18 protein-coding genes are annotated in these 18,696 nt (G+C 73.3%); 3 read left to right on the plus strand and 15 right to left on the minus strand.

Features of this window, described 5'->3' with window-relative positions; translation table 11 throughout:
* Window positions 1–119: 119 nt before the first annotated feature.
* From ACH4D5_RS05525 to ACH4D5_RS05590, 14 genes are all read right to left on the minus strand, one after another.
* Window positions 120–1,403 (minus strand): glycosyltransferase, encoded by a 1,284-nt coding sequence (locus tag ACH4D5_RS05525; protein ID WP_398298888.1) that lies wholly within the window; start codon window positions 1,401–1,403, stop codon window positions 120–122.
* Complete coding sequence (locus ACH4D5_RS05530) at window positions 1,400–2,365, minus strand: glycosyltransferase (protein WP_398298890.1); 966 nt, start codon at window positions 2,363–2,365, stop codon at window positions 1,400–1,402. The genes ACH4D5_RS05525 and ACH4D5_RS05530 overlap by 4 nt, the downstream gene beginning before the upstream one ends.
* Window positions 2,362–3,573, minus strand: a complete 1,212-nt coding sequence (locus tag ACH4D5_RS05535) for a glycosyltransferase family 9 protein (protein ID WP_398298892.1) — start codon at window positions 3,571–3,573, stop codon at window positions 2,362–2,364. The genes ACH4D5_RS05530 and ACH4D5_RS05535 overlap by 4 nt, the downstream gene beginning before the upstream one ends.
* Complete coding sequence (locus ACH4D5_RS05540) at window positions 3,570–4,277, minus strand: HAD-IIIA family hydrolase (protein ID WP_398298894.1); 708 nt, start codon at window positions 4,275–4,277, stop codon at window positions 3,570–3,572. Before ACH4D5_RS05540 ends, ACH4D5_RS05535 begins: the two co-directional genes overlap by 4 nt.
* Entirely contained in the window at window positions 4,274–5,368 is a 1,095-nt protein-coding gene (locus ACH4D5_RS05545) for a glycosyltransferase family 2 protein (protein WP_398298896.1), read from the minus strand. Before ACH4D5_RS05545 ends, ACH4D5_RS05540 begins: the two co-directional genes overlap by 4 nt.
* Window positions 5,368–7,029 carry a carbamoyltransferase gene (locus tag ACH4D5_RS05550; protein ID WP_398298898.1) on the minus strand — a complete coding sequence of 554 codons (1,662 nt, stop codon included), beginning with the start codon at window positions 7,027–7,029 and terminating at the stop codon, window positions 5,368–5,370. Before ACH4D5_RS05550 ends, ACH4D5_RS05545 begins: the two co-directional genes overlap by 1 nt.
* 161 nt (window positions 7,030–7,190) lie before the next feature.
* Window positions 7,191–8,153 (minus strand): NAD-dependent epimerase/dehydratase family protein, encoded by a 963-nt coding sequence (locus ACH4D5_RS05555; protein WP_398298900.1) that lies wholly within the window; start codon window positions 8,151–8,153, stop codon window positions 7,191–7,193.
* A 237-nt stretch (window positions 8,154–8,390) separates the two neighbouring features.
* Window positions 8,391–8,807 carry a CBS domain-containing protein gene (locus ACH4D5_RS05560; protein ID WP_398298902.1) on the minus strand — a complete coding sequence of 139 codons (417 nt, stop codon included), beginning with the start codon at window positions 8,805–8,807 and terminating at the stop codon, window positions 8,391–8,393.
* A 91-nt stretch (window positions 8,808–8,898) separates the two neighbouring features.
* The gene (locus tag ACH4D5_RS05565) at window positions 8,899–9,252 is read right to left on the minus strand and encodes a DUF6479 family protein (RefSeq protein ID WP_398298903.1); all 354 of its coding nucleotides are present in this window, start codon (window positions 9,250–9,252) and stop codon (window positions 8,899–8,901) included.
* A gap of 93 nt (window positions 9,253–9,345) precedes the next feature.
* Complete coding sequence (locus tag ACH4D5_RS05570; RefSeq protein WP_398298905.1) at window positions 9,346–10,545, minus strand: metallophosphoesterase; 1,200 nt, start codon at window positions 10,543–10,545, stop codon at window positions 9,346–9,348.
* Between the two features lie 132 nt (window positions 10,546–10,677).
* A complete protein-coding gene (locus tag ACH4D5_RS05575; protein ID WP_398298907.1) occupies window positions 10,678–12,579 on the minus strand; it encodes an ABC transporter ATP-binding protein in 1,902 nt (633 codons plus the stop codon).
* A gap of 57 nt (window positions 12,580–12,636) precedes the next feature.
* Window positions 12,637–13,494 carry a GNAT family N-acetyltransferase gene (locus ACH4D5_RS05580; protein WP_398298909.1) on the minus strand — a complete coding sequence of 286 codons (858 nt, stop codon included), beginning with the start codon at window positions 13,492–13,494 and terminating at the stop codon, window positions 12,637–12,639.
* A gap of 72 nt (window positions 13,495–13,566) precedes the next feature.
* Window positions 13,567–14,841, minus strand: a complete 1,275-nt coding sequence (locus ACH4D5_RS05585) for a CynX/NimT family MFS transporter (protein WP_398298911.1) — start codon at window positions 14,839–14,841, stop codon at window positions 13,567–13,569.
* Window positions 14,834–15,652 carry a FadR/GntR family transcriptional regulator gene (locus tag ACH4D5_RS05590; RefSeq protein ID WP_398298913.1) on the minus strand — a complete coding sequence of 273 codons (819 nt, stop codon included), beginning with the start codon at window positions 15,650–15,652 and terminating at the stop codon, window positions 14,834–14,836. Before ACH4D5_RS05590 ends, ACH4D5_RS05585 begins: the two co-directional genes overlap by 8 nt.
* A 188-nt stretch (window positions 15,653–15,840) precedes the next feature.
* On the opposite strand from ACH4D5_RS05590, the gene ACH4D5_RS05595 reads away from it, so the two are divergent.
* Window positions 15,841–16,731 carry a glycoside hydrolase family 19 protein gene (locus ACH4D5_RS05595; RefSeq protein WP_398298915.1) on the plus strand — a complete coding sequence of 297 codons (891 nt, stop codon included), beginning with the start codon at window positions 15,841–15,843 and terminating at the stop codon, window positions 16,729–16,731.
* A 66-nt stretch (window positions 16,732–16,797) separates the two neighbouring features.
* Here the strand turns inward: ACH4D5_RS05595 and ACH4D5_RS05600 are convergent, their stop codons facing one another.
* Window positions 16,798–17,346, minus strand: a complete 549-nt coding sequence (locus ACH4D5_RS05600) for a TetR/AcrR family transcriptional regulator (RefSeq protein WP_398298917.1) — start codon at window positions 17,344–17,346, stop codon at window positions 16,798–16,800.
* Between the two features lie 157 nt (window positions 17,347–17,503).
* Here ACH4D5_RS05600 and ACH4D5_RS05605 point away from each other — a divergent pair, with 157 nt between their 5' ends.
* Together ACH4D5_RS05605 and ACH4D5_RS05610 are read left to right on the plus strand one after the other, a co-directional pair.
* Window positions 17,504–18,025, plus strand: coding sequence for a DUF1348 family protein (locus tag ACH4D5_RS05605; protein WP_398298919.1), 522 nt, complete (start codon window positions 17,504–17,506; stop codon window positions 18,023–18,025).
* A gap of 128 nt (window positions 18,026–18,153) precedes the next feature.
* Window positions 18,154–18,570, plus strand: a complete 417-nt coding sequence (locus tag ACH4D5_RS05610) for a CBS domain-containing protein (RefSeq protein WP_398298921.1) — start codon at window positions 18,154–18,156, stop codon at window positions 18,568–18,570.
* Window positions 18,571–18,696 lie beyond the last annotated feature (126 nt).

Below are 18,696 nucleotides of genomic sequence, written 5' to 3' on the forward strand. Positions count from 1 at the left end.
CGCCGGGGGCCCGCACCTCCTTCGGGTGTCGGTGCTGCGCGATCGGCCGGCGGAGGCCGGCGGCGGTCGGGAGCGCCCGCGGTGACCGGCACCGGTCACCGGGCTGTCCGGTGCGTGCCTCACACCGCTCCGACCCCCGTCACGAGGGACTTGGCGTCGAGGACTTCGCAGTAGGCCGCCTCGGTGGCCGCCGCGACCTGGCCCCAGCCGTACCGGCGCAGGACCCTGCGCCGCCCCGCCTCGCCGCTCGCCTCGCGCAGCGCGGGGTCGGCGAGGAGTTCGGCGACGGCGCGGGCCAGGGCCTCGGGGTCCCGGGGCGGCACGAGGCGGCCGGTGGCCGGGTCGGCGACCGTGTCCAGCTGCCCGCCGACGGCGCTGGCGACGACCGGTCTGCCGCATGCCATCGCCTCCAGCGGCACGATGCCGAACGGTTCGTAGTCCGCGGGGCACAGCACGACGTCGGCCGCGCGCAGCAGCGCGGGCACGTCGCCGCTCGGCACGCCGCCGGTGAAGCGGACCCGGTCGGCGACGCCCGCCTCGCGGGCGAGCCCGCGCAGCCTGCGGACCTCGGGGTCGTCGGCGAGCCGGTCGGCGGGCGGGCCGCCCACCACGACGAGTTCGGTCTCGGGCAGCCGGGCCAGCGCGGCGACGGAGACCGCCGCGCCCTTGCGCGGCACGAGGCGGCCCAGCTGGAGCAGCTGGTGCCGCTGGGCGCCGCGTTCGGCGACCGGTCCCCGTGGGGTGAACAGTTCGGTGTCGACGCCGCAGGGCACGATGCCGACCCTGGCGGCGGGGACGCCCATCCTGCCCAGTTCGGCGACCTCGTCGCGGCAGGTGGCGATGATCCTGTCGCAGCCGAGGCCCACCTCCGTCTCCAGCGCGATCCGCTGGGGCGGGCTGGGGTCGGCGAGCTGCTGGTGGCGCCGCTTCACGGTGCCGAGGGCGTGGTACGTGTGCAGCAGGGGCAGGCCGACCTCGCGCGTGGCCCGCAGCGAGGCGAGCCCGGACATCCAGAAGTGCGAGTGCACCACGTCGGGCGGCCGGCCGCGCCAGACCCGTGCCAGGTAGCGGCCGAACTCGCCCATGTGGGGCAGGAGTTCGTCCTTGGGTATCTGCTCGGGCGGGCCCGCGGGCACGTGGTGCACCTGTACGCCGGCGCGCAGCGCGACGCGTTCGGGCAGGTCGGGTGCGTCCCTGCGGGTGTACACGGTCACCCGGTGGCCGCGGTCGGCGAGCGCGCCGGCGAGGCAGGCCACGTGCACGTTCTGGCCACCCGCGTCGACGCCGCCGAGCGCGGCGAGCGGACTCGCGTGTTCCGAGACGAGGGCGATCGACAGCACGCCGGGGCCGACGGGTTCGGCGCCGAGGACGCCGGAGTCGAGGGGGCCGAGGGTCGAGGTCATGAGATCGCCTCCGTCAGCACGCGCTCCCAGTCGTCGAGGAAGCGCTTGAGTCCGTACCTTTCGAGAGCGGCCTGGCGGGCGCGTGCGCCGTCCTCGGCCGCGGCCTCCGGTTCGTGCAGGTAGTGCCGGGCGGCCTGCGCCAGGACCTCGGGGCGGGTGGAGAGGGTGCCCGTGCCGCGCGGCACGGCCTCGACCGCCTCCGTGGTGGCGAGCGCCACGACCGGCATGCCCAGGTGCATGGCCTCCAGCAGGGAGAGGCCGAGGGACGTCCAGCGCACCGGGTGCAGATACAGGCGGCGCTCGGCGAGTGCCGCGTGCAGCTCGCTCTGCGGGAGGTCGGCGGTGCGGCAACGGTCCTCGGGGAGGCCCAGGTGCTCGGCCAGGCCCTCGGTCCGCATGCCGAAGACATCGAGAGGGGCCGCTTCGCTCAGGTCGGCGAGGAGGTCCGTGCCGGTGTAGCGGCCGCGGCGCACCGGTTCGTTGACGACCACGGCGGCCCGGGCGAGGCGGCCGGTGTACTGGTGGCCCGGGTCGACGATGCCGTGCTCGATCACCTCGGTGCGGGTGGTGCCGTTGTCCCAGAACAGCCGGTTGAAGTGCGTGACGTGGACGAGCGTGAGGTCGTCGCGGTCTGCGCACGGGTGCCGGGTGTCGGGCACGTCACCGTCCGGTGCGTTGTGCTCCAGGTACACGGCGGGCACGTCGCGCCCGGGGCGCCGGCCGCCGAGCCAGCGCTCGGCCAGCTCGGGTTCGTGCGGCCGCTGGAAGAGGACGAGGTCCACCTCGGCATCGCGCAGCTCTTCAGGTGTGACCTCGCGCACCGAGTCGGGCCAAGCGAAGGTACGGGCCCGGCCGAGGCCGTCGGGGCCGCGGTCCGGTGTGACGGGAACGAGGTAGGTGTGGGGCCCCTGCACGAACGAGGTCGTCCAAGAGCCGTGCACGTGCCACAGCAGGATGTTCATACGGTCGCTCCTCGTTCGGTTCCGGGCGTGCGGCCCTTTCCGGCCGGCGGGCGGGTCAGGGCGGCCACCGGGCGCGGACGCGTCCGGCGGCCGCTCGTGCCGTCGGTGTCGGTATCGGTATCGGTATCGGGGGCAACAAAGGCATCGGAAGTACCGGCGCCGTCCGAACCACCGGCGGTGCCGGCGGCGTCGGAGGTGAGTGCCGCCACGGCCGCGAGCACCTCGGCGTCGCCGACACCGTCGAGGCAGGGGTGGCCGGGCACCGGGCAGGTCCGCGCCCTGCTGTCCGCGCACCGCTCGCGCTGGTCGCCGAGCAGCACGTGGCGTACGCCGTAGGGGCCCCAGCGCTCGGCCGGCACCACCGGCGCGAACAAGCTGGCGACAGGGGTGCCCACGGCGGCGGCGAGGTGCCCGGGTCCGGTGTTGCCGACCACCGCCGCCCGGGCCGCCGCGAGCACGCCCGCCAGCTGGCGCAGGTCGGTGGCGCCGCCGAGGTCGAGGCCGTGCCGCCCGGCGACCCGCGCGGTCAGTTCCCGCTCCCCCGGCCCGCCGGTGACCACGACCCGGTGCCCTGCGGAGGCGAGGGCCGCCACGGCACGCCGCGCCCGGTCGGGGCTCCAGGCGCGGGCCGGTACGGCGGCCCCGGGGTGGAGCACCACATAGGGTTCGCTGCCGGTGAGGGACGTGGTGTCGGGCGGTGTCGTCACCCGCAGGGCCCCGTCGTCGCCGGGCGGCAGCGCGAAGCCGGCGGCTTCGGCGAGGTCAAGGGCGGCTCTGGCCTCGTGGCGGTGGGGCAGCCGGTGGTGGCGCAGGTCGAGGAGGGCGCCCGGGTAGTCCTCGCTGTCGGCGGCGGTCCAGGTGACCCCGGCGAGCTTCAGGAGCAGCGCGACGGGCAGCGGGCTCTGGTGGTAGGAGACGAGGATCAGGGCCCGGTCGAAACGCCCTGCCGTCACCGTGTTGAGCACCTGGCGCGTCGCCTCGCGCGACACCTGCGGGGGTTCCAGGCCCACCCACGGCGCGTCGTGGACCAGCACGTCGTCCACGCCGGGCAGCAGCTCGCCCGCGCGGACGCCCTGCGGCCCGCAGAGCAGCGCGGTGTACGAGGAGCCGGCCGCCACGGCACGCACGGCGGGCCCGGCGAGCAGCACGTCACCCGCGCTGTCGAGACGTACGACGAGAGTGCGCGGAAGGGTCGGGGTGCCGGTCATCGCCGCTCCCCCTCCCCCGCACCTGGGCCCGTCCCGGGCACGCAGACGGTCGCCGCCGCGCGGTCCCTGCCCCGCGGGCCGAGGACGAGGCGGACCGCGGTGAGCAGGTCGGGGGCCACGGTGTCGGCCGCCTCGATCTCCTCGGCACGGGTGACCGGGGTGGGGACCAGGACGCCGCGGGCCCCGGCGGCGCGGGCGGCGTCCGTGTCGGCTCCGATGTCGCCGATGACGGTGGTGTGTGCGGCCGGGACGCCGAGCCGCGCGCACGCGGCGAGCACCAGGCCGGGCGCCGGTTTGCGGCAGTCGCAGCCGTCGCCGGGGCCGTGCGGACAGATGGCCCAGACGGCGAACGGGCCGAGGAGGTCCTCCACGCGCCGCCGCACCGCGTCGACCTGGGCGCGGGTCAGCAGACCGCGGGCCACGCCGGACTGGTTGCTCACGACGCCGACCGGGATGCCCGCCGCCCGGACGGCCCGGACGGCGGCGCGCGCGGTCGGCGCGAGCCGTACCAGCGCGGGGTCGCCGTTGTAGGGCACGTCCTCGACGAGGGTGCCGTCGCGGTCGAAGAGGATCGCCGCGGGCAGGTCCGGGTGATCGCCGCGCGGGGTCGTCACCGCCCCTCGGGGGCCGTCGATCAGCCAGGGGCCTTCGCGGCCGTAAGCGATGGTGTCCGTACGCGGGGTTTCCGGAGGGCGCCGACTCATCGGCGCACCCTTTCCTCGTGAGCCGGCCGGACCGGCGGGGGCGAGCCGTGGCCGGGCGGGGCCGGGTGCGGGCCGAGCTGTTCGACCCGTCGGTGCACGGCCTGGCCGCGCAGCCAGTGCCAGACCGCGGCGGGCGGGATGAGCACGCTGGTCAGGGCCATGGCGGTCACTTCCTCCCGGTTCCGCGGCCCGGGCAGGATCCGGGCGAGGGCGAACTCGGCGGTGCCGGCCAGCCAGGCGGCGGCGCAGACGGTGGCGGCCCCCGGCCTGCGGAGCGCGGCGCAGGCGAGGGTGCCCGCGGCCGCCGCGGTCACGGCGATGTGGCGGTGCAGCCGGCCGCGCGGCGCGGCGGCGCGGGCCCACCAGTCGGGTCCGTGCAGCCGTGTCATGAGTACGTCGTCCGCGTTGCCTGCCTGCACGCGCACGGAGACCCAGCGGTCGGCGGGGCGTACCGGGTGTGCCGTGGTGCGTGTTCCCGCGTCCACCGTCCAGCCCGCGGCGAGCACCCGCAGCGCGAGGTCGGCGTCTTCCCTGAAGGCGCGCCGGAACCGCTCGTCGAAGCCGCCGACGGCCTCCAGCGCCTCGCGGCGGTACGCCATGTCCGCGGTGATCCACCGGGCGGTGGCGAGCCCCGCGGTGTTGCGTTCCCAGTCCGTGGGCCTGCGGTCCTCGGGGAGCGGCACGTCGATGTGGGCGGTGACCGCCGCGTCGCGCGGGGCCGCCGCCGCGAGGTCGAGTGCGAGGTCGTCGCGCCAGGTGGGGCCGGGGACGACGTCGTCGTCGAGGAAGACGATCCACGGCACGCGTCCGGCCGCCCGCCACCCCGTGTTGCGTGCCGCGGCGGGCCCGCGGGCCTTGCCCTTCACGACGGTGGTGACGCGGCGCAGGGAGGCCGGGACCTCGACCGGCAGCGGGGTCGTGCCGTCCGCGTCGGACCGGTCGTCGACGAGGATCACCCGTTCCGGTGCGGGTCCCACGGCATCGGCCAGCGCGCGCAGGGTCACGTCCAGACTCGGCCGGCCGAGGGTCGGGACGACCACGGCGTACGTGCCTTCGGGGGTGTTTCCGTTCCGCTTCCTGTCCGCGGCCATCAGGCACCGCCGCCTTCGGAGCCGCGGAAGAGGTCCTGGCGGCGGATCGCGTACGGGCCGATGGCCAGCAGGTCGACGGGCGATGAGCCGAAGCACTCCAGCGCGTCGCGCGGGTCGTCCACCATGGGGCGGCCCGCCGTGTTGAGGCTGGTGTTGACCACGACCGGCAGCCCGGTGAGCTTCTCGAACTCGCCGAGCATGCGGGCGACCAGGGGCTCCTGCGCCGGGTCCACGGTCTGGATGCGGGCCGTCCCGTCGACGTGGACGACCGCGGGGATCCGGTCCCGCCAGGGCTGTGCCACGTCGTGCACGAAGAGCATGTACGGGCTGGGCATCGGCCCGTCGAAGATCTCCGGGGCGCGGTCGGCGAGGACCATGGGGGCGACGGGCCTGAACTGTTCGCGGCCCTTGACGTCGTTGAGGCGTTCCAGGTTGCCCGCGTGCCCGGGGTGGGCCATGAGCGAGCGGTGGCCGAGCGCCCGGGGGCCGTACTCGGACCGGCCCTGGAACCAGGCGACGATCCGGTTCTCCGCCAGCGCCCGCGCGACCGTAGCGGCGATGTCCGCTGGCCGCTCGAAGGTGACGGCTGCGGTCTTCAGCCAGGCGCCGAGTTCGGCGTCCGACCAGTCGCGGCCCAGGTCGGCGCCGGTCATGGGCTCCGTCGTGACGCCCTCGCCCGCGGTGAGGAGCAGCGCGCCGCCCAGTGCCGTGCCCGCGTCGCCGGCCGCGGGCTGCACCCACACCCGGGAGAAGGGGCCTTCGCGGGCGATCCTGGAATTGGCGACGCAGTTCAGCGCGACGCCGCCGGCGAGGGTGAGCACGCGGTGGTGCGTCTTGCCGTGCAGCCAGCGCGCCAGGTCGAGCAGGGTCTCTTCGAGGACGGCCTGCGCGCTGGCGGCCACGTCCGCGTGGTCCTGGGTCCACGGTTCGTCCGCGCCGCGCGGCGGGCACAGCTCGTGCCACGGCACGGCGGTCGCGCGGAACCCTCCGTCGCCCGTCGGGTACACGTGTCGGCGCAGCTCCGGGAGCATGCGCGGGGTGCCGTGGGAGGCGAGGGCCATCACCTTGAACTCGTCGGAGGAGCGCAGGAATCCGAGGTGCTCGGTGAGCTCTTCGTAGACGAGGCCGAGGGAGTGCGGCAGGTCCTGGGCGTACAGCGGTTCCAGCTTGTCGCGGACGCGTTGTGCGGCGAGGTGCGAGGCGCGCTCGCCGCGGCCGTCGAGCACCAGGACCGAGGAGTCCTCCGCGTCCGGCGCGGCGAAGGCGCTCGACGCGGCGTGGGCCATGTGGTGCGGGACGAAGCGGACGATGCCGGGATCGAGGCCGGGCAGCGCGGCCTTGAGGAAGTTCGGGGCCTCGCGGGCGTAGGTCTGGCGCAGGTGGTCCCAGGGGTCGTCGAGGCCCATGGGCTCGGCGGGCCTGGCGAGTTCGGGGTCGTAGGAGTAGGCGACCGCGTCGAGGTCCTCGGGCCGTAGGCCGGCCCTGCTCAGGCACCAGGCGGCGGCCTGTTCGGGCAGTTCCCAGGCCGAGAACGGCAGGGGCCGTTTGCCGTGTTTGCGCCGGGAGAACCGCTCCTCCTCGGCGGCGGCGACGGTCCTGCCGTCGATCACGAGGGCGGCGGCGGGGTCGTGGAAGAGGGCGTTGATTCCGAGGACGCGCATGGAGTGTCCGAGATTCTGTCGGCGGTCCTTGGCCCGTGTCCGGTGCCGCGGTCGTGGGCGCGTGGGCGCACGGGTGACGGCGGTACGGGGAACATGACCAAGCTGGTCTGGGCAGGCGGGTCTCCCGCGAGGGGCGGCGCCGTGGGCGCGCCGCGCGGTGCTCAGTGGTCCGCTGTGGCGCGGAACCAGTCGATGGTGCGCCGCAGACCTTCCTCGGCGGCGACCTCCGGTTCCCAGCCGAGCTTGTCGCGGGCCAGGGTGATGTCCGGGCAGCGCACGGCCGGGTCGTCCGTCGGCCGGTCGATGAAGCGGATCTCCGAGCGGGAGCCGGTGAGTTCGATGACCAGGCGCGCCAGTTCGAGCATCGTGATCTCGGTGGGGTTGCCGATGTTGACCGGGCCGCGCATGCCGTGGGCGGCCGCCGCGAGGATGCCGCGCACGGTGTCGTCGACGTAGCACAGCGAGCGGGTCTGGTTGCCGTCGCCGGTGACGGTGAGCGGCTCGCCGTCGAGCGCCTGCCGGACGAAGGTCGGCACGGCCCGGCCGTCGTGGCCGCGCATGCGGGGGCCGTAGGTGTTGAAGAGGCGCACGATGCCGGTGTCGGTGCCTTCGGCGTCGGCGTGTGCGGTGGTCAGGGCCTCGCCGAACCGCTTCGCCTCGTCGTACACACTGCGCGGCCCGACCGGGTTGACATGGCCCCAGTACCGCTCGTCCTGGGGGTTCTGCTCCGGGTCTCCGTAGACCTCCGAGGTCGAGGCGAGCACGAAGCGGGCGTCGGACCTGTGGGCGAGTTCCAGGGCGTGGCGGGTGCCGAGGCTGCCCGTGTCCAGGGTGTGCAGGGGGAGCCGCAGGTAGTCGGCGGGCGACGCCGGGGAGGCGAAGTGGAGGACGAGGTCGACGGGCCGCTCCACGGGGAGTCCCTCGGCGACGTTCGCCTGTATCAACCGGAAGCCGGGCCGGTCGAGCAGCGGCGTCAGGTTCTCGGGCCGCCCGGTGCTGAAGTCGTCGACGCAGGTCACGGCGGTGCCTGCGGCCAGCAGGGCGGTGCAGAGGTGCGAACCGACGAAGCCTCCGCCGCCGGTGACGACGGCGTGCTCCCACTTTCCTGCCAGAGCTGTGGTCATCCAGGACTCCTCCGTACGCGGGACGGCGTACCCGATCCGGTGCCGACCGCCGGTCGCCGGCGGCTTTCGGGGCCGCCGAGTTCCCGATCAGCCTCTGTCAGGTGAGCGCGGACGGCTCGGTGGTGTACGGCATACGGGTGACGCGTGCACGCCGTTCGACCACGCGAAATGCCCGCCCGCGACGCCGGTGGGGGCGTCGCGGGCGGGCATCTGGAACGCGGGGCCCGCCTCCCGTGGTCAGTCGGAGGAGAGGGCTTCGAGGAGCTGTCCCACGGAGGGGTCGGGGAGGCTGCGGGCCACGTCGGCCTGGGCGACGACGCCGACGAGGTCGTGGCCGTCGATCACCGGGAGTCGGCGGACCTTGTGGGACGTCATGGTGCGCATGATCTCGTCGGCGTCGTCGTCCGCGCCGATGGTGACGGCCTCGCCCTGGGCGAGCTCACCGGCCTTGGTCTCCGCCGGGTCCTTGCCCTGGCCGAGGACCTTCACGACGATGTCGCGGTCCGTCAGCATGCCCTTGAGCCGGTTGTCGGTGCCGCAGATGGGCAGCGCCCCGACGCCGAGCTCGGTCATCTTCCGGGCGGCGAGCAGCACGCTTTCTTCGGCGCCGATGCACTCCGCGCCGCCGGTCATGATGTCTCTGGCGGTGGTCATGTCACTCCGTGGGTCGGTCCGCTGGGGCAGCCCTATGGGTTCCCGGGAGCGGCACGGGGTGTATCGCCGCCGTACGGGTCTTTCTGCCGAGTCAGCCGAGGCCGCCGCTGCCGAAGCTGCCGCTGTTGCCCTTCCTGTGGTCGTCCGGGTCCTGGGAGGGGCTGGGGTGCGTGCCGGGCTTGCCGTATCCGCCGTTGAGCTCGTGCGGCAGGAGACGCCCGCCGTCGTGCGGCATCTCGTCCGACTCGCGGTACTCCCGCTCCTCCCGCACCGGTCCGTCGTACGGCCGCTTCGGCTGCTCTTCGGGGGCCGGCGTCCGCGTCTCACGCGCTTGGGCACGCCGGCCCCAGAAGAATGCGGCCAGGAGCACGCCGGCCACGACGATGCCGGCGACCCACATCAGCAGGGCCACGGTGTGCGGGACAGCCAGTTCCATTGGTTCCATATAGGGGATGTACCCGCTTGGCCCGAAAAATAGCTTAAATCGCCCTTTTCGCGGACCCTGTCCAGGTTTATCCCCGCTGCCCCTCCGCGCCTGCTACTCCACGGGTGTGGCCGTACGCATGCGGTGGGCGAGGCGGGCCCTGCGCCTGGCGACGTCGACCGTGTACGCCTCGACGGTCATCGCCCGCTCGGACACCTTCAGCACCATGAAGCCGTGCTCGGAGAAGTTCTGCCAGGTCGACGGATGGTTGAAATGGGCCTTTCCGTCGCCGGCCTTTCCGGCGGCGCCGCAGACGATCTGCCGGGTGCCGCCCGTGCGGGCGGTGGGCTCCAGGATCTGGAGCGTGTGGTCGTGCCCGGACAGGATCAGGTCGGCGCGCCCGCACACCACCTCCTCGTACAGCTCCTTGAGGTGGATGCCGCTGGTGTAGTGGCCGATCACGAAACCGTCGTACGAACCTGCGCTGCCGTGCTTGCCGTTGTTCAGGTACGGGTGGTGGCCGAGCACGATCTTCCAGCGTGCCCGCGACGCCTTGAGTGCGCTGTCCAGCCACTCGCGCTGCGCCCGCATGTAGGGGCCGTTCCACCGGTAGTGCGGGTCGAGCTGGGCGACGTACGACGAGACGGGGTTGGTGTCGAGGGCGAAGAACTCCACCACCGGGTCGCTGCCGGCCGTCGCGGGCAGCGCGACGTTGTAGTAGCGGCTCGGCATGTACCAGCGGGGCGAGCCCTGGGCGTAGGCGACCTCCCGGTCGCCGCGGGACGGGTCGCCGCCGCTGCCCGGTATCAGGCCGGAGCAGTCGTGGTTGCCGAGGACCATCAGCCACGGCATGTCCACACCGGAGTTGGGGTCCTCGAACTTGGTGCGGAACTCCGAGTCGTCGGCGGACTCGGGGCCGTTCTCGTAGATGTTGTCGCCGAGGCCGACCGCGAGGCCGATGCCTTCGGCGCGGCACACCTCGCGGGCGGCGGCGGCCACCGCGTGCTGGGCCTCCTCGCCGGTGCCGGCGTCACCGGTGAGGAGCACCGCGTACTCCCCCGACCTGTTCGGGGCGGTGGGGAAGGGGAACTTGCCGGGGCGGGAGGCCGCCGCCGCGGGGGTCTGCGCCCCGCCCGGCAGCACGGTCAGCGCGGCCGCGCCCGCCACCACACCGCCGAGCACGGTCCGGCGGCGCGGCGCCCGCATCTCCCTGACCCGCTCCCCCACCGGCCCCTCGGCGAGGGCCGGGTCGGCCCGCAGCCACTGGTCCTCCGTCAGGTCCGCGCCCGGTGGTATCAACTCGTCGTCGCACATGGAGGGTTTCTCTCACGGGAGCGCGTGCGGTTGGTGGGGAACCAATGAACTCCAGGTGGACGAATGGACACGGGCTCGTGGCCCGCGACGCGGCGGCCCGACCCCGGGCCGCCGCCACGACTGACCCGGCGCTCAGGCCGCCGTCACGACCTCCGGCGGGTCCACCGGCTCGGTGCCCTTGGCGAACTGCGTCCGGTACAGCTCCGCGTACCGCCCGTCCAAGGCCAGCAGCTCGTCATGCGTGCCGCGTTCGACGATCCGGCCCGCCTCGACGACGAGGATCTGGTCGGCGGAGCGGACCGTGGACAGCCGGTGCGCGATCACCACGGCGGTACGGCCTTCGAGCGCCTCGGCCAGCGCCTCCTGCACGGCGGCCTCGGAGGTGTTGTCCAGGTGGGCCGTCGCCTCGTCGAGGATGACGACGCGCTGCCCGGCGAGGAGCAGCCGCGCGATGGTCATGCGCTGCCGCTCACCGCCGGAGAGGCGGTATCCGCGCTCGCCGACCACGGTGTCCAGGCCGTCGGGCAGCGAGCGTACGAGGTCTTCGAGGCGGGCTCGCCGCAGCACGTCCCACAGCTCGTCCTCGCTCGCGCCGGGCCGCGCGAGGAGCAGGTTGTCGCGGACGGACTCGTGGAAGAGGTGGCCGTCCTGCGTCACCATGCCGAGGGTGGCCCGCATCGATTCGGCGGACAGGTCCCGCACGTCGACGCCGCCGATCCGCACGGCGCCCTCGTCGGTGTCGTACAGGCGCGGCAGCAGCTGCGCGATGGTCGACTTGCCCGCTCCGGAGGAGCCGACGAGCGCGATGGTCTGGCCGGGCTCGGCGCGGAAGGACAGTCCGTGCAGGACTTCGTCGCCGCCGCGGGTGTCGAGCGAGGCGACCTCCTCGAGGGAGGCGAGGGAGACCTTGTCGGCGGACGGATAGCCGAACCGGACGTTGTCGAACTCGATGGCCACGGGCCCGTCGGGCACCGGCACCGGCTCGGCCTTCTCCTCGATGAGCGGCTTCAGGTCGAGCACCTCGAAGACCCGCTCGAAGCTGACGAGCGCGCTCATCACCTCGACGCGCGCCCCGGCCAGCGAGGTCAGCGGCGCGTAGAGCCGGGTGAGCAGCAGGGCCAGCGCGACGACGTCGCCCGCGGCCAGCGTCCCTTCCAGCGCGAAGTACCCGCCGAGGCCGTAGACGAGCGCCAGCGCGAGGGCCGACACCAGGGTGAGCGCGGTGATGAACGCGGACTGCGCCATGGCTGTCCGTACGCCGATGTCCCGCACCCGGCGGGCCCGCGCGGCGAACTCGGCGGACTCGTCGGCGGGCCGGCCGAAGAGCTTGATGAGGGTGGCGCCGGGCGCCGAGAAGCGCTCGGTCATGCGGGTGCCCATGGCCGCGTTGTGGTGGGCGGCCTCGCGCTGGAGTCCCGCCATGCGGGAGCCCATGCGGCGTGCGGGCACGACGAAGACGGGCAGCAGCACCAGCGCGAGGAGGGTGATCTGCCAGGAGAGCGTCAGCATGACGACGAGGGTCAGCAGCAGCGTGACGATGTTCCCGACGACGCCGGACAGGGTGTTGCTGAACGCCCGCTGCGCGCCGACCACGTCGTTGTTGAGGCGGCTGACCAGCGCGCCCGTGCGGGTGCGGGTGAAGAAGGCGACGGGCATCCGCTGCACGTGGTCGAAGACGGCGGTCCGCAGATCGAGGATGAGCCCTTCGCCGAGGTTCGCCGACAGCCAGCGGCTCAGCAGTCCGAGGCCGGCCTCGGCGAGGGCGATCACGGCGATGAGCACGGCGTACCGCACGACGGTCGAGGAGTCGGAGCCCTTGACGATGGCTGTGACAACATGCCCCGCGAGGACGGGAGTTGCCACGGCGAGCAGTGCGGTGAGGACGCTCAGCAGCACGAACTGCCAGATGCGTCGGCGGTGGGGACGGGCGAAGGCGCCGATGCGGCGCAGCGTGGCCCGGGCGAAGGGGCGGCGGTCCTGCTGCGCGGTCATGACGCTGTACATCTGCGTCCACGCGGTCGTTTCCATGCTCATACCGGAAGGTTAGAACCTCAACTAAACTTGAGGTCAAGCCTCGACCGCCGCTTTCACCTAGCCGAGTTCGAGCGAGGTGACGCCGAAGACCCGCCGTTCCGCGTACTCCCTGATCGGTCCCGTGTACATGCGGGCGGTGTCGAAGGTGGGTTTCATGCCGCGCGTCTCGGCGAGCGCCACCGCCTCCGGGTTGGTCTCGGGCACGTCCATCGCGACGGGCGCGCCGTCCGCCTCCGCGGCCAGCGCGTCCAGGAGCGCCTCGGCGTCGGCGCGGGTGTCGGCGAACAGCGGGCCGACGCGCAGGGCGTCGCGGCCGGGGCGGAGCACTCCGTACCCGGTCAGTCTGCCGTCGACGATGCGGGCGAGGGCGCGGTGGCCGGGGGCGGCGAGCCAGGACTCCAGGAAGCGCGGCCGGTCGGCGGGCAGGCATGCGCTGTCGTACGCCAGGAGCGCCCGCAGGCCCGCGGCCTCGACGGGGCGCACGTGCCGGTCGGGCGCGTCGCCGGCGGGCAGCGGGCCGATGTAGCGCAGCGTGCCGTGCCGCCACTCGAAGCCGGAGCGGCGGTAGTTGTCCTGCTGGGCGGGGACGCCGTCCAGGCCGACGGTCCTGCCCCCGGCGTGCGCGAGCCCCGCCCGCCAGGTGGCGAGCCCGAGGCCGCGGCCGCGCCGGTCGGGGCGGACCAGGTAGAAGCCCAGGAAGGCATAGCTGTCGCCGTAGTTGACCACGGAGACCGCGGAGACCGGTTCGCCGTCGAGGCGCCCCAGGAAGAAGCCGTCGGGGTCCTGCGCGAAGAACGAGGGGGTGTCGGCGAGGCCGGGGTTCCAGCCCTCGTCCGCCGCCCAGCCCGTCACCACGCGCCAGTCGTCGGGCGTCGCCCGTGAGACCGCGAGCCGCCCGGGGGCCGAATCCGTCATCGCTGCACCCTTCTCGATCCGACACGGCGGGCCGTGGAGGACCGCACCGGATGCATCCTGCCCGACTCGGTGTCAGCCGATGCCCGCCACGTGCCGGTCGCGTGCGGCGCCGAGCCCGGCCACGACCTGGGGCACCAGCAGGACGAGCAGGAGGACGAGCGGCACGGTCCAGCTGTGCGAGACGTCGTGGACGGCGCCCAGGAGGGTCGGCCCGGTGGCGGCGAGGATGTACCCGAAACACTGCGACATGCTGGAGAGTTGTGCCGCGTGCCGGGCGTCGGGCGCCCGCTGCACGATGAAGAGCAGCGCCAGGCTGATGGCCGCGCCCTGGCCGAGGCCGAGCAGCGTCATCCACAGATAGGCGCCGCCGACCGGCGCGGCGAGCAGTCCGGCGAAGCCGAGCGCGCACAGGACGGCACCGAGCACGGCGAGGGTGCCGGAGCGCAGCCTGCGGCCGACGATCACCGGCGCCAGGAAGGAGCCCGCGATGCCGAGCAGCGAGGAGAAGGAGAGCATCCAGCCCGCGTCGCCCGCGCCCATCCCCGCGTCCTGGAAGACGGTCGGCAGCCAGGCGGCGGCCGCGTAGTAGTTGAGGGACTGCAGGCCCATGTACGCGGTGACCTGCCAGGCCAGCGGGGAGCGCCACAGGCCGCGCACGGGATGTGCGGCCTGCCGTGCCGCCGCGGCGCTCACCCGCGTACGCGACCGGATCTGCGGCAGCCACACGAACAGCGCGACGACCGCGAGCGCGCCCCAACAGGCGAGCGTGGTCCGCCAGTTCATGCCGCTCGCCTGCTGCACGGGCAGCGTCACACCGGCGGCGAGCGCCGCGCCGCCGAACAGCGACATCGAGTACAGGCCGGTCATCAGGCCCGCCCTCGCGGGGAAGTCACGCTTGATGAGACCGGGCAGCAGGACGTTGGCGACGGCGATGCCCGCGCCGATGACGACGGTGCCCGCGAAGAGCGCGACGACCGAGTCGAGCATGCGCAGGGCCGTGCCCGCGCAGATCAGCACCATCGTGCCGAGCAGCGACCGCTCCATGCCGAGCCCGCGGCCGAGCCGGGGCGCGACGGGCGCGAGCAGCCCGAAACAGAGCAGCGGCAACGCGGTGAGCAGGCTGGTCGCGGCGGCCGACATGCCGCTGTCGTCGCGGATGGTGTCGGCGAGCGGGGAGACGGCGACGAGGGCGGGGCGCAGGTTGAGCGCCAGGAGCACGACACCGAGGGCCAGGTAGAGGGCGCCGCGCCGGGTCACCGGGGAGGCCGCGGGACCCGGCGGGGCCACGGTCGCCGTGGTCGTGCCGACGTGCGCGGCCTCCGCGGGCGCCGGTGCCGGCTCATTCATGTGCTGCTCCTGATTCGTGCTTGCCGGCCTTGCCGGCCTTGTCTGCCTCGTCTGCCTCGTCTGCCTTGTCGGCGCCGAACGCGGTGTCGGGGGTGGCGTCCGGCGCGGGGTCGGCGGCGGGCGGGTGTTCCCGCAGTGCGGCCATGCCCTCGTCGAGATGGGCGAGCACCGCGGCCTCCGCGGCCTCGGGGTCCCGCGCCTCGATGGCGTCGACGATCGCCTCGTGGCCCGCCAGCTGGTGGCGCACCGAGTCCGGGACGGGTGCGCCGATGACGGACTGCACCGTGGAGCGCAGGGCGTCACTGAGGTGTCCGTACAGCTCGGCGAGGACACTGTTGTGCGCCGCGTCGGCGACCGTCCGGTGGAAGGCCATGTCCGCGTCGACGAACGCGGCCGTGTTCCCGCTCTCCCACGCCAGGTTGCGCTCGGCGAGAGCGGCCCGCAGCGTCGCGAGGTCCTCGTCCGTGCGGCGCTCCGCCGCGTACCGGGCGGCGTCCCGCTCCAGACTGGCGCGGACCTCGTACGCCTCCAGGACGCCGGCCCTGCGCACCCTGCGCTGCACGGCCGCGCCGAAGTCGCTGCTCGCCCGGACATAGGTGCCGTCGCCCTGCCGGGGCTCCAGCATGCCGGTGTGCACGAGCGCGCGGAGCGCCTCCCGGACGGTGTTGCGCCCGACGGCGAGCTGCTCCACGAGCAGCGGCTCGGCCGGGATCTTCTCGCCGACCCGCCACTCGCCGTCGGCGATGAGGCTCTCCATCTGGGCGATGACGAGGTCGACGAGGCTGGTCCGGGCGGCACTGCGCAACGGCATCGGTCGGCACCTTCTCTTCTCTCGGGCGTGGAGACATGGGAACATCCCATGTTTTCGGCTGTCAAACGAGGCTTTACCTTCCAGCTCTGGTCTAGACCTTGACAGGTTCAGACCATTTTCGCTTGGGTTCGTGGGACCCCTGGAGGCGCGGCCCCCCGCAAACCGCGCCGCCCATAAGGAGAGTTGGCATGATCCGACGCTTCACCGGCTTCGCGGCCGCGCTCGCCGCGCTCGGCGCGCTGATCGTCCTCGGCCCGGCCGCCACCACGGCGTCCGCCGCCGAGTGCGCCGCGCCCTGGAGCTCCTCGTCCGTCTACACCGGCGGCAAGTCGGCCTCGTACAACGGACACAACTGGACCGCCAAGTGGTGGACCCAGAACGAGACCCCGGGCCGCTCAGACGTCTGGGCCGACCAGGGCACCTGCGGCGGCGGGACGGACCCGGGCAACCCCGACCCGTCCGGCTTCGTCGTCAGCGAGTCCCAGTTCAACCAGATGTTCCCGAGCCGGAACTCGTTCTACACGTACAAGGGCCTCACCGACGCGCTCAAGTCCTACCCGGGCTTCGCGAACACCGGCAGCGACACCGTCAAGCGCCAGGAGGCGGCGGCGTTCCTCGCGAACGTCAGCCACGAGACGGGCGGCCTGAAGTACGTGGTCGAGCAGAACCAGAACAACTACCCCCACTACTGCGACAAGACCCAGCCCTACGGCTGCCCGGCGGGACAGGCCGCGTACTACGGCCGCGGTCCGATCCAGCTGAGCTGGAACTTCAACTACAAGGCGGCGGGTGACGCACTCGGCATCGACCTGCTCAACAACCCCTACCTGGTCGAGCAGAACCCGGCCATCGCCTGGCAGACGGGCCTCTGGTACTGGAACACCCAGAGCGGCCCTGGCACCATGACCCCGCACAACGCCATGGTCAACGGCGCCGGGTTCGGCGAGACCATCCGCGCCATCAACGGCACCCTGGAGTGCAACGGCGGCAACCCCGCCCAGGTCCAGAGCCGCATCGACCGCTACAAGGCCTTCACGCAGATCCTGGGCACCACCCCGGGCTCCAACCTGAGCTGCTGACCCACGACCGACCTCGATTTGCCGGTACGGCCCGGGCGGGTCCCCTTCCTTGGGGCCCGCCCGGCGCTACGCCGCCAGCAACCGGGCCGCGCCGTCCCTGGCTCGGCGTGCCGGTTCGGGTGAGCCGGAGATCGCGGCGGCCGTCATGGCTCCTTCCGCGAGCAGGACCAGAGGACCCACGGCCGACTCCGGCTCCCCCGCGTCCGCCACCAGACCGGCCACGTACTCCGCGAACGCCTCCTTGTGCGCTCGGACGGTGTCGGTCACCGCGGGGTCGACGGCCCCCAGCTCCCCGTACGCGTTGATGAAGGCGCAGCCGCGGAAGTCCGGTTCGGTGAACCAGTCGTACAGCCAGTCGTAGACCGCGAGGACGCGCTCCCGGCCCTCGGGGCGGCTCTCCACATGGGCGGCGAGGCGGGCCCGCCAGCGGCGGTCGCGGCGGTCCAGGTAGGCACGGACCAGCTGCGACTTGGAGGGGAAGACCCGGTAGAGCCGCTTGAGCGAGACACCCGATGCGGTGCGGACCTCGTCCATGCCGACCGCCTGGATACCGCGCTCGTAGAAGAGCCGTTCGGCGGCGTCGAGGAGTCTGACTTCCGCTTCCGCGTGATCCATGGAGGCTTCCCACCGGTCGAGAACGTGCGTTCTCCAACCGTACTACGCGCCAAGGAAGCCTCGCACCATTGCGCGAGAACGACCGTTCTCCTATCGTGGCGAGCCCGATGGAGAACGCCCGTTCTCCCCACCGGCTTCAGCGAGGAGCACACCCTTCATGAACGCGATCCCAGCCACGACAGCCACGGAAGCCACGGAGGTCACAGAAGCCACGACCACCCGTCCTCCTGTCCCGCCCTTCACCCGGGAGACCGCGATCGAGAAGGTGCGCCTCGCCGAGGACGGCTGGAACAGCCGCGACCCCGAGAAGGTGGCCCTCGCCTACAGCGAGAACTCCCGCTGGCGCAACCGCGCGGAGTTCGTCACGGGACGCGAGGCCATCGTCGGCCTCCTGTCCCGCAAGTGGGCCCGCGAGCTCGACTACCGGCTCATCAAGGAACTGTGGGCGCACGACGGCCACCGCATCGCGGTGCGCTTCGCCTACGAATGGCGGGACGACTCCGGCCACTGGTTCCGCTCGTACGGCAACGAGAACTGGGAGTTCGACGACAGCGGCCTGATGCACACCCGTCACGCCTCCATCAACGACCTGCCCATCCGGGAGTCCGACCGCCTGTACCACTGGCCGCTCGGCCGCCGCCCCGACGACCACCCCGGCCTCACCGACCTCGGTCTCTGAGCGGCCGAAAGCTCTACCGCGACAGGGTGTTACCCCCTCGCACACTGGGCACCCGGTCGGCGACAACGGCCCGGTCCACCGCATGGACGACGAGGCCGAACAGTACGCCGACCGCCAAGGAGATCCACATGACCACCGCACGCGAGATCATGACGCCGGGCGCGGAGTGCGCCGGAGCCGAGGAGACCGTGCTCCAGGCGGCCACCAAGATCACCGAGCTGGGCGTCGGTGCCCTGCCCATCTGCGGGACCGACAACCGGCTCAAGGGCGTCATCACCGACCGGGACATCGTGGTGAAGGTCCTGGGCAAGGGCAAGGACCCCTCGAAGGTCCTCGTGGGGGAGCTCGCGCAGGCCGAGGCCGTCACCATCGGCGCGGACGACAGCGTCGACGAGGTCTTCGCGACCATGACCTCGCACAAGGTGCGCCGGCTCCCCGTGATCGACGGGCGCTCCCTGGTGGGCATGGTCGCGCTCGCCGACGCCGCCCGCGCGCTGACCGACCCCAAGGCGGGCCAGCTCCTGGAGGCGCTCTCCACGGACTGACCACCCCGCCGTACCGATCGATCACCTCGCCGTGGGGCGGGCAGCCGCCCCACGGCACCGGGCGGCCCCCTCCGGCATGCCCCCGCACGCGGGTCGCCCTACGGTGAACATTCCGGGGCCCCGTCG

Source organism: Streptomyces sp. NPDC018029, from assembly GCF_044327655.1.
GTDB lineage: Bacteria > Actinomycetota > Actinomycetes > Streptomycetales > Streptomycetaceae > Streptomyces.